Annotated in this window: 13 protein-coding genes; 2 read left to right on the plus strand and 11 right to left on the minus strand. The window is 27.5% G+C overall.

The annotated features are described in order from the left end of the window. The first annotated feature begins 94 nt into the window (after positions 1 to 94). Entirely contained in the window at positions 95 to 625 is a 531-nt protein-coding gene (locus I0K12_RS09700) for an NAD(P)H-dependent oxidoreductase (RefSeq protein WP_196887501.1), read from the plus strand. A gap of 210 nt (positions 626 to 835) precedes the next feature. Here the strand turns inward: I0K12_RS09700 and I0K12_RS09705 are convergent, their stop codons facing one another. Next, a complete protein-coding gene (locus I0K12_RS09705; RefSeq protein WP_196887502.1) occupies positions 836 to 1,885 on the minus strand; it encodes an alpha/beta hydrolase in 1,050 nt (349 codons plus the stop codon). Between the two features lie 136 nt (positions 1,886 to 2,021). Here I0K12_RS09705 and I0K12_RS09710 point away from each other — a divergent pair, with 136 nt between their 5' ends. Continuing rightward, the gene (locus tag I0K12_RS09710; RefSeq protein ID WP_196887504.1) at positions 2,022 to 2,867 is read left to right on the plus strand and encodes a LysR family transcriptional regulator; all 846 of its coding nucleotides are present in this window, start codon (positions 2,022 to 2,024) and stop codon (positions 2,865 to 2,867) included. A gap of 46 nt (positions 2,868 to 2,913) precedes the next feature. Here the strand turns inward: I0K12_RS09710 and I0K12_RS09715 are convergent, their stop codons facing one another. The 10 genes from I0K12_RS09715 to I0K12_RS09760 form a co-directional block, all read right to left on the minus strand. Continuing rightward, complete coding sequence (locus tag I0K12_RS09715; protein ID WP_196887505.1) at positions 2,914 to 3,504, minus strand: hypothetical protein; 591 nt, start codon at positions 3,502 to 3,504, stop codon at positions 2,914 to 2,916. Between the two features lie 105 nt (positions 3,505 to 3,609). Then, positions 3,610 to 4,065, minus strand: coding sequence for a hypothetical protein (locus I0K12_RS09720; protein ID WP_196887507.1), 456 nt, complete (start codon positions 4,063 to 4,065; stop codon positions 3,610 to 3,612). 29 nt (positions 4,066 to 4,094) lie between these two features. After that, a complete protein-coding gene (locus tag I0K12_RS09725) occupies positions 4,095 to 4,589 on the minus strand; it encodes a hypothetical protein (RefSeq protein WP_196887509.1) in 495 nt (164 codons plus the stop codon). A gap of 3 nt (positions 4,590 to 4,592) precedes the next feature. Further along, positions 4,593 to 4,871: a hypothetical protein gene (locus I0K12_RS09730; protein ID WP_196887511.1), complete on the minus strand. Its 279-nt coding sequence runs from the start codon at positions 4,869 to 4,871 to the stop codon at positions 4,593 to 4,595. A gap of 100 nt (positions 4,872 to 4,971) precedes the next feature. Beyond that, entirely contained in the window at positions 4,972 to 5,448 is a 477-nt protein-coding gene (locus tag I0K12_RS09735; RefSeq protein WP_196887513.1) for a hypothetical protein, read from the minus strand. An 82-nt stretch (positions 5,449 to 5,530) separates the two neighbouring features. After that, positions 5,531 to 6,046, minus strand: a complete 516-nt coding sequence (locus I0K12_RS09740) for a hypothetical protein (RefSeq protein WP_196887514.1) — start codon at positions 6,044 to 6,046, stop codon at positions 5,531 to 5,533. A 214-nt stretch (positions 6,047 to 6,260) separates the two neighbouring features. Continuing rightward, positions 6,261 to 6,938, minus strand: a complete 678-nt coding sequence (locus I0K12_RS09745; RefSeq protein ID WP_196887516.1) for a CPBP family intramembrane glutamic endopeptidase — start codon at positions 6,936 to 6,938, stop codon at positions 6,261 to 6,263. Between the two features lie 160 nt (positions 6,939 to 7,098). Beyond that, on the minus strand, positions 7,099 to 7,560 hold the full coding sequence (locus I0K12_RS09750) for a hypothetical protein (RefSeq protein ID WP_196887518.1): 462 nt from the start codon (positions 7,558 to 7,560) through the stop codon (positions 7,099 to 7,101). 16 nt (positions 7,561 to 7,576) lie between these two features. Next, complete coding sequence (locus I0K12_RS09755; protein ID WP_196887520.1) at positions 7,577 to 8,155, minus strand: hypothetical protein; 579 nt, start codon at positions 8,153 to 8,155, stop codon at positions 7,577 to 7,579. A 4-nt stretch (positions 8,156 to 8,159) separates the two neighbouring features. Then, complete coding sequence (locus I0K12_RS09760) at positions 8,160 to 8,420, minus strand: hypothetical protein (RefSeq protein WP_196887522.1); 261 nt, start codon at positions 8,418 to 8,420, stop codon at positions 8,160 to 8,162. Between the last annotated feature and the right edge of the window lie 233 nt (positions 8,421 to 8,653).

The raw sequence follows: 8,653 nt of genomic DNA on the forward strand, positions 1-8,653 counted from the left end.
TTACATTTTTATTAGTACCTTACAATTGGTAGTAAATATAATGAATATTACTTTAATAAGTACCTTTGCACTGCGAATTTAAAATTTATTTAATATGAAAACGTTAATAATTGTAACACATCCTAATGTGGAAAATTCTAGAATTAATAAAAGATGGATTGAAGAGTTGCAAAAATACCCTGAAGACTTTCATATTCATCAATTATATAAAGCTTATCCAGATGAAAAAATTGATGTTGAAGCAGAGCAAAAACTTATAGAAGAATATGAAAAAATTGTTTTTCAATTTCCTTTTTATTGGTTTAATAGTCCTCCATTATTAAAAAAATGGTTAGATGAGGTTCTGACGTATGGTTGGGCATTTGGAAGTAAAAGTGGTTACAAAGTTGCGGATAAAAAAATTGGTTTAGCAATATCTGTCGGAATAGATGTGGAAGAATATAATGAAGGTGCTAAATATAAATATACACTAGAGCAATTGACAACTCCTTTTGAATTGACTTTTGATTATATAAAAGCTGATTATCGTCCTTTGTTTGCCTTTTATGGTTTAGAATTAAATACTTCTGATGAATGGATTGAAAAAAGTGTTCCAAAATATTTAGAGTATCTTAATTCTTTATAATAAACTTTATCACGTTTGATTTTATGTAAAATTATAAAGATTGTCAGTTCCCCTCTTGAGAGGGGCTAGGGGTGTGTTTTAGATTAATTAAAATTCCCTCAAAAGAATTTAAACGTGATAATGTTTAATTTATAAATTTAAAAAAAAATAGAGTAGAAGATGTATTACTTATATCTTCTACTCTAAATTTTAGTTGTAACTATTTATTTTCTAGTTCAATGTTCTATTGTAATATGAAGTCAGCTTTTCTACTGCTTGGTTCACATATTGTTCTTGATCATATAAATCAAAATGTGTTGCATCTTTAATTTTAAATAACTCTTTATCTCCCTTAGCTCTGTCTACAGCAACTTCACTAAAATAAGCTGATAAAGCTTTATCACCAATAATCGCTAAAAAAGGTCTATCAGACATAAGTTCCATTTGCTCACTTGGGTTAAAGAAATAACGTGTATCCAATGACATTGCTGCTCTTAAAGGTGTATATGTTGGAAATTGTCCTCCACGTTTTGGATTACGATAATATTGAGCTGCTCTATTCCAAAATTCTCCCATTCCTGAGTTGTCAACAGGAATTCCGTCAACTAAAACTACTTCTCCTGTTTCAAAGTATTTTTGACGTGCCTCACTTCCCATTTTTATTTGTTGTTGAAACTGTGCTACTTTATCCCCTTTTAAAACATCAGCATATTGTGTAGCTCCACCTAAACCGTAGTCTATGAAATCAACAAATCCACTTACTGTTGCAACTGATTTTACACGTTGATCAAAAATTGCAGTTTGAATACTATATCCTGCACCTGAACAAATTCCTAATTCCGCAATTTTTTCTCGATTAACTCCAGGAACAGTTCTAATAAATGAAATTGCATTTTTAATATCTTCTACTTTCATAGGCGCATTTTCCATTCCTCTAGGATAACCACCACTTTCTCCGTAAGTTCTATGGTCAAAAGCCAAAGTAATAAATCCTTTTTTCGCTAATTTTTCTGCGTAGATTCCAGCAGTTTGTTCTTTTATACCACTTGCAGGAGTAATACATACTATGGCAGGGAAATTTCCATCAGGACTATAGCTTTCAGGAACAAATAAATTTCCAGCTATTCGAGTACCTTCACTTAAAAAATTGACCTTGTTTTTTCCTGCTACAAATTTTACATCATAAGTAGCATCTGATTTTTTAGTTTGAGCATTTATATTAAACATAATACTAAAAATTAAGATTGTTATTAATTTGGTGTTTAAAATTAGATTTTTCATTTTTTGTTATAAGTTAAATAAATAATAATTTTGTTTTTCTAAATCAGTAATTACTAAATTTTGTACGATGCAAAGTTAAGTGCTTGTTTTAGAGTGTGGAAATACTAATTTTAAATGAATATTATAAGTTTTTATTATGGATGTAAGGTTGTTAAAATTTTTTATTGCAGTTTATGAACAAAAAAATTTAACCCGTGCTGCACAGCAATGTTTTGTGTCTCAACCCAATATATCAAATGGGATAAAACAGTTAGAAGAAGAATTAGGTAAAAAGCTTTTTGAAAGAAATAAAAAGGGAGTAGAGTTGAAGATTGAAGCAGATTATTTATATCCTGTAGCTAAAAGATTGGTTTCGGAATTTCAATCGCTGAATGAAATTTTTTCTAGAGAGAATTTTAAGAATAAAATACAAATAGGTGTTGCTGAAAGTTTACCCCAAGAACATAAACAGCAGTTTTTTAGAACCTCTTCTAATTTATGTGACTCCGTAGAGTGGGTTACAAAAGAAATAGGACGAGAAAATGAGATTAATTTATTGGTTAGAGAATGGAAAAATGAAGAAGATTTGTTTTTACCACTTTGGAAAGAAGATTATGTTTTATGCATTCCAGACGGACATCATTTATTAAATAAAGAAATAATAGAAATGAATGATTTAGCAAATGAAACTTTTATTCATTGTCCGCCTTGTGAAGCGCATAAGCAATGTTTATCTATTCTGAATTCTGAAAGCCATAAAATGACTACAGTTGCAAATTGTTCAACAAAAACAGAAACATTGACAATGCTTATGGCAGGTTTAGGAATTACTTTTCTACCTGAAGCTTTTGTAGATGGTTGGTATGGTTTTCAGGTTCTTCCGTATAATGGTCCAAAATATTATAGAGAGGTTGGATTAGCTTATCCAAGAAAAAGTTTACGAAATCCAGCAATTACTAAAATCATAAATTATTATTCAAAAAATAAATTGAACATAAAATAATGAAACAGGTATAGTTTTAAAAAATAGAGTAGTGGAGGTTGTATTTTCAATTCTCAACAACCTCCCAATCACTCGATAAATTAGAAAAAATAGCTTCTCTAAATAATTCTTCCGTTAAAATAGAATAAGATAATTGTCGCTCATAATCTTGATATTTACTTTTAAATCGAATATTAACTCCTAAAGTTTCTGGAATTTCAGCTTCATTTTCGGAGTCATAATTCACAAGATCGATACTATATTCCAAGTACTTTTCAAAAACGATTTCAATATTATTCCTATCTAAAACAATATGATTTATGATTCTAGTATCAGAGTTTCCTTTTAAGTCCTCAATCAAAATATTTCCCTCAAACATCTTACTGAAATACATTTTATTGACTGGAGAAATATCCCAAAGCTGATAACTATCAATCACTATTTTTTTTGCCCAACATTTATCAAACTTATCTATAACTTTCACTGTAATAATTAACAAATCATCTTCATCTTCAAAATCATGATATTTTTTCACTACCGAGAATTCTAAAGAAAGATCTATGGTATCATTCTTAAATTCTAAAATACCATTAGGAGTTTTTATCTTAGTTTTATTAATAAATATTTGATAATTATAGGGGTTTGCTAATGTTTTCATTTTGAATATTTATATAGCATTCATTAATTCAAGATTAATAAATAATAAAATTCCCCTCTTCAGAGAGGCTAGGGTGTGTTTTAAAGTATTTATATATTAAAAAAACTATTGTTTAATCTGTGAAGACAATTTAATTTTTTCAATCCATTTTTTCTTATTTTCGTGTAAATCTTGTTTTTTTGCGACCATTTTACTGTGTTTAGTATAAAAATAAAGTTCATTACAAATGTATTTACTTGTATAGCCTTCCAAAATAGTAAAATCTTGATGAACAGGACCCATAGAATATTTTTCATACCAAATTTCTGATAATATGTAATGAATAATTATTCCTTTATTTGGATCTTCAAGAAAAGATATTAATTTTTGAGTTATAGGCTTACCCATTTCAATAAGTGTATCCGCAGCTTTACTGTCTACTTTTAAGACCCAAACATAATTACAAGTTCCGTTAATTTGATCATTATCTAATTCCTCGATAAGAGAATCTACAGTTTTTGATTGTGCATTTATACTTAGATTAGATGTTAGTATAAAAAGGAATATTAATAGTTTTTTCATAGTATTTTATTTAATTTATTTTCAAATATTTAACCTCTAATTCTGATTCGTTTCTTTGGATTGTACAGAATCTCAAAAGATTCTCCATTCCATTTAGCTTCACAGCTTATTAATCGATGTGTTACACCCTGATTCCACTCAAAACCTACCAAGTCTTCAATTAAATCTTCAAGAAAAACCAATTCGCCAACTTCAATATCCTTAGGAACCAAATATGCTGCAAAAGGAGATTCAAAATTATATGGATAGTAAAACGTTCTTTCAATTACATTTATATAATTCTCATCTCGTTGGTATTTTAAACCTTCTCGGGCATCAACTATATTTTTAATTTCTCCTGTTTCAATATGCTGGAAAATAGAGTATTTAGATCTTATTTTTTCAGAAGCTTCTACTTTTTTTACCAATGGTCTAAAACCATTTCGAGCAGCTTCATTCATTTCTTCGATGTTTCGAGCAGTTTTGATTACTCTGTATTTTTTAGAGTTGCTATTAATTGCCTCTAAATCTTCAAAAAGTCCCATTTATTATATTTTTTGTTTTGTTGTATTTGCTATTATCGTAACATTCTTTTGATTGAGATCAATAGATAAACATGTCTCAGGATTTTTTTTAATTAAATCTTCCAAAGCCTTGTCAGAAAAATTTTCAGTATCAAGAACTTTTTTTTCACAAATCAAACATTTTTTAGAAAAGGAGTCGCTGTCTTCAAAATGATCTTCGTCTAAATGATAAGGACAAGCTAATTTTTTAATCAACTTCATTTCGTCTGTAAAAAGTTCATTCGTATCAAGGTTAAATTTCATATTTTATTTTTTAGCATTTAAATTCCCCTCTCGAGAGGGGTTAGGGGTGTGTTTTAAATTAAATAAGGTTAACTGTTAGATTTTGAATTGATTAAGATTTTTATCTCAATTTTAAGAGCTCAATTAGTATTCTTTCTGATTTATTAACTTTCAAAAAGAAACCTATGTTAAAAATAAAAAACATTATTGGTAGAAATATAATGATTACCCACCATTTATCCCAAAAAGGTTCGTCTGTTAAGTCAGGTAAACTAATCATTAAAATCACTATTCCTAAATTGAGAATCAAAGCAAAAATTAAGAGGATTTTTAGTCCACTTGGCAATTGAAAATTGAGCTCTATTTCTGTTGAATTATCTTCACTAAAATATTTACCAAAAATTTCAGGTCTTAATTGTTTGTTTGGACTGTAATTAAAAGTAGGAAGTATATTAAATCCAGTAGAATTAATTTTTCCTTCAAATTTAAAATTGTGATCACTATTGGTGTGAAACTTTTCAGTAATAGAAATTAATCTTTGATTTATTACATCCACCTCTAGACTAGTATTGTATTTTACTTTTCGTTGAAAAATCATTTTTTATTATTTCTAACATATTAGAGTAAAAAGCGTGCGAAGCATGCTTTTTACTTAGTATGTGTACGTCGAATTACCTTTTTTATTTATTATTATTTTTTTCAATCCAGTCTTTAGCTTCTTTAATGACTGTCGATTCTATATTTTTCAAATCAACCCCTTCGTAATAATAATTGAAAATATCATTATCTAGATTATACCAAGCGTGATATAAGGAATAAAATTTCAGTAATTCTTCTAAAAAATCATTTTCCAAACAAATCGAATATATTTTATTTAAATTCTCTCTAATTTGAATTTTCTGAGTTATTAAATACATAAAATAATGAATTTCAGTTTTTAAAGAATAATTCTCATTTTTCTCTTTTAATCCGATTTCAAAAATGCAACTTTTTACATAAGGTTGAATTTCTTCTCTTCGGACATTTTCACTGAATGATGACAGCATTAATATCGAATCTAATTCTATTCCTTTCATCAATATATCCATTGCCCAATTAATAGCAATACTATAATTAAATTCTAATGTTGAATTATGCCATAAAATTAGTTCAGTTTTAGGGTGATTAAATATTATTTCTCTTTCCTCTTTATTCATTTTTGTTTTTTTGAATGATATACAACATACCTATAACAAGAATTCTTGTTATTTCTATAATATCCGTAACTATAAATTTTCCAAAATAATAAAGTTTTCATAGCAGCAGATTTCCAAATGTAAATGAACTCTTACAAATAAACAAAAAAGCATATTAAAATATTATTTCAATATGCTTTTAACTCAGTTTTTTTGTCGTACTAGATTCTATTTTTTAAACTATCATTACCATTAAATTCCAAGACATATGAAAGATCATTGAAGGTCCTAGTGATTTAGATTTTAAATACAATAAACCTGCTATTAATCCACCGAAAAATGTCAAGTAAAATGAATGCCAATCTTGTTTTGAAAATTCAAATATCAAATTCAGATATGGTGCATGTATGGAAGCAAATAATATAGAGGTTAATAAAATAGCCACAACTGCATTAGTTTTTTTCTGAAGATTATTCTGGATGTAACCTCTGAAAAATAATTCTTCTCCAATCGGAATAAACATAATTATGGAAATCCAATTTATGTCTTTAAATTTTGGAAATCCATCAAACCTATAAGCGATTGAGTATTCTGTATCAAAAATTAAATTATAAACCCATTTAAGCGGTGTTTGTAAAAAGACAAAAGAAATTCCTAAAATTCCTGCGAACAAATACCATTTGTAATGAGTTGTTTTAATCAAATGCTTAAAAGTTCGTTTTCTTATAATAAACATAAAAATCAAAACACCAATTAGTTGTAATGATCCTTGTATCAAATAATAAAATCTATCATAATTTTCAAAATCGATTGTTTCTTCAATTAAGTAACATAAACTAATAAGTTCAATTCCGATTATGTATAGCAAAGTTGCCAGAAAAGCTTTGAGAATGCTGGTTAATGTTTTATTCAATTTCGAGTTTATTTTATTTGGAGTTGTAATGTGTTTTTCTTTCTTTAATACAAGGTTTCATGTTTTCAATATAAATCATTTCATCAAATATCATGTCATCTTAATTTTTTGTCGCCAAATTCCCCTCTTGAGAGGGGTTAGGGGTGTGTTTTTAAAGTAATTATGTGTAAATTTTAATATCCTTTTTAAAGATCAGCTCAAAATTTTCTTTAATGTCTATTCTGTGTTGCTTGATGATACTACAGATAAACTCTCGGATTGTTGTTACTCTAGTATCAATGTCTGGTTTTTCCTTTCTCGAAAAACTATTTAATAAGTAATGAAATAATGATTTCTCCTCTTTTTTAAACGACAAGACTATATTGTTTTTTATAGCATTATAAATTTTAAGTCGGTCGCTAGTGTCAAACTTTTTGTCTAAAAAAGAATCAAGATTTGCTTCGTTCTTAAATATATTTTTTTCTTGTAGAGAGTTTACTATTCTTAATTTTAAAAACAAAAATGCAATATCATGACGTAAAATTAGATTACTCTGAATAGTTTCTAATTTTTGCGGATTAATAGGAAAACTAAAGTCATGCTTTTTCTCTAGTTCTTCTATGTTTTCTGGGTAAGTTCTCATTGTTTGAATTATTAAGCTATTGTTTTTCAATATTTATTTTTCGTTTTAATTTTTGAAAATCATAATAAATATTCTTTCTTCTAACAGATTTTCCTTTTATTAAACCATAAACTTTTTTCGATTCATTGTTATATTCAATAATGTATTCTGCACAACCCCACGAGAAATAATCAGTATCTTTTTCATTTGAAAATTTCCCTAATGAATTTTTTGATAAACTAGGAGAAATAACATACATATGATTTATTTTCAAATGCCTAATACCACCTCGACAAAAAGCTCCTCCATCTGATCCAAACATTCTAATTATTTTTCTATTTTCTTTTCCTTTAAGAATTGAAATAATCTCTAAATCTACAGAATTCCAATATTCAATCTTAGAATTATTTGGTTTTAATATTTCTTCTGTAACTTCATCTATATTTGAGAAAGTTTTATCGTTACTTGTATGAAAATTAGTGTTAATTACCTTCACTAAGAGTACCAGATCAGATTTTTTCGCTACTTTAATGAAATTCCCTCCCCAGTCACAACTACAAGCAAAAGTTATGTTCGATATTAAAATAAAAATGAATAAAATTATTTTTTCTTTCATAGGTTTATTTTTTTATCCACTCAATTTCGTGATCCACTTCACCTTCTTCTATTTCACCAACCTTAAATCCAAGAATTTCCGTTGCGATTTTTTTAAATTTAGTTTTCCATTCCGTCCACTCATTTAATTCCATATTTGCTGAAAATTGGAGTCCACTAGGTTCAACCGATGCTAATATAGATTTTTCTTCTTCATTATAACTAAACCAATAGGGAATTCCGTTTTCTCCATTACCATCTTTTCCGAATCCCATCCATCCATTCATTTTTTCATAAACCAATGGTACCTTAGTCCAGACCTCTTTGGGTAAATCATATCTTATATTTAGATTACATTCTTGATATTCCATTTTCTTAATTACCTATAACATAACTATAACAAGAATTCTTGTTATTTCTATAATATCCGTAACTATAAATTTTCCAAAATAATAAAGTTTTCATAGCAGCAGATTTCCAAATGTAAATGAACTCTTACAAATAAACAAAAAAGCATATT

The organism is Aureivirga sp. CE67, assembly GCF_015767245.1.
Lineage (GTDB): Bacteria > Bacteroidota > Bacteroidia > Flavobacteriales > Flavobacteriaceae > Aureivirga.